General features: G+C 73.0%; 2 protein-coding genes. One reads left to right on the top strand and one right to left on the bottom strand.

Annotation, left to right across the window (positions count from 1 at the left end; genetic code table 11):
• A partial coding sequence (locus tag ACWDU1_RS32280; RefSeq protein WP_450004203.1) for a sulfurtransferase occupies positions 1–798 on the top strand: 798 nt, incomplete at its 5' end.
• Between the two features lie 8 nt (positions 799–806).
• Here the strand turns inward: ACWDU1_RS32280 and ACWDU1_RS32275 are convergent.
• Positions 807–1,517 (bottom strand): HNH endonuclease family protein, encoded by a 711-nt coding sequence (locus ACWDU1_RS32275; protein ID WP_450004204.1) that lies wholly within the window; start codon positions 1,515–1,517, stop codon positions 807–809.
• Between the last annotated feature and the right edge of the window lie 27 nt (positions 1,518–1,544).

Below are 1,544 nucleotides of genomic sequence, written 5' to 3'. Positions count from 1 at the left end.
TCGGCGGACGAACTCCGGGAATCGACGGACGAGAACCTGCGCCTGCTGGATGTGCGCTGGCAACTGGGCGACCCCGAGGGTCCCCAGCACTATCAGAACGGGCATATACCCGGCGCGGTGTTCGTCGACCTCGACACCGAACTCGCGGCCCTGCCCTCGCCCGCGCACGGCCGGCACCCGCTCCCTGATCCGGCGCAGTTGCAGAAATGCGCCCGGAGCTGGGGGCTGTGCGCGGGTGATCCGGTGGTCGTCTACGACGAACTCGGGGGTATGTCGGCGGCCCGGGCCTGGTGGCTGCTGCGCTGGGCGGGTATCGCGGATGTGCGGATCCTCGACGGCGGCCTGCCTGCCTGGCTGCGCGGCGGCGGCGCACTGGCCACCGGGGTGGAGCCCGACCCCGCGCCCGGCGATATCGAACTCGACCCGGGCCGTCTGCCCGTCATCGACGCCGACGCCGCCGCCCGCTGGCGCGGGGTGCTGCTGGACGCCCGCGCCGCCGAGCGGTACCGCGGTGACCAGGAAACGGTCGACCCGCGCGCCGGGCATATTCCCGGTGCGATCAGCGCGCCGACCAGCGAGAACCTCGGCGAGGACGGCTGCTTCCTGCCCGCCGGACTGCTGCGCGAGCGGTTCGGCGACCTGGGCGCGGAACCCGTGGCCGTGTATTGCGGATCGGGTGTGACCGCCGCCCACGCCATCGCCGCGCTCGCCGTGGCCGGAGTCCAGGCGGCGCTGTACCCCGGCTCGTGGTCGCAGTGGGCGCACGACCCGAAGCGGCCGGTGGCCACCGGCGCCTGACCCGGCGGCTATCCGCACCCGGCGGCGATATCGCGAAGGACGGCGTGGTCGGCGGCGGTGACCGGCAGCGCGTACCGTAGCGCCACCATCAGATACCGGCCGGCGTAGTAACAGTGCCCGGGCCGGGAGGGCGGTAGCCACTGCGCGGGGGTGCTGTCGCTTTTCGCGGTATTGGTCGCGCGGTCGGTGACCTGCAGGTTGTAGTCGATATCGTTGGCGAAGCGGATGCGCCGCGGTAGCGGCCAGGCCGAAGCGCCGAGGTCCCAGGCGGCGGCCAGGGGATAGATGTGGTCGACCGGCAACTGCCGGGCCTGCGCGCGGGTGAACTCGACCCGCGTGCCGGTGTACGGGTCGGCGAGGGTGCCGGATTGCACGACGCAGCGCCCGGCACCGGGCCGGTAGCCGACCCCGGTGAGCTGGCGGGCCAGCACATTGTTGCGGGTATCGCAGCCGTCCCGGCCGCCGGGACCGTCGTGGTCGTCGGACCAGGCCGGACCGAAGACACAGCCCTGCCCGGATCCGCAGTCACGGTCGTAGCCGCCGGGATGTGGCCGTTCGGGTACGACCCGGACGGTGGCGAGCAATTGTTCCAGCCGGTCGCGCCCCGGGCTGCCCGGCGCCGGCGCCGGGCCCGGTAGCGCCGCGCAGGCGCCGAGAACGACGAGCAGTGCCAGTGTGGACAGAATCGCGGTAGCCGCGTGAATGATCCCCCGTGTCATCACCGCTCCGGTATACCGCAGCCCTCC

Source organism: Nocardia sp. NPDC003345, assembly GCF_053589395.1.
The sequence above is the reverse complement of the archived record's forward strand: the minus strand, read 5'-3'. Positions and strand labels throughout refer to the sequence as shown.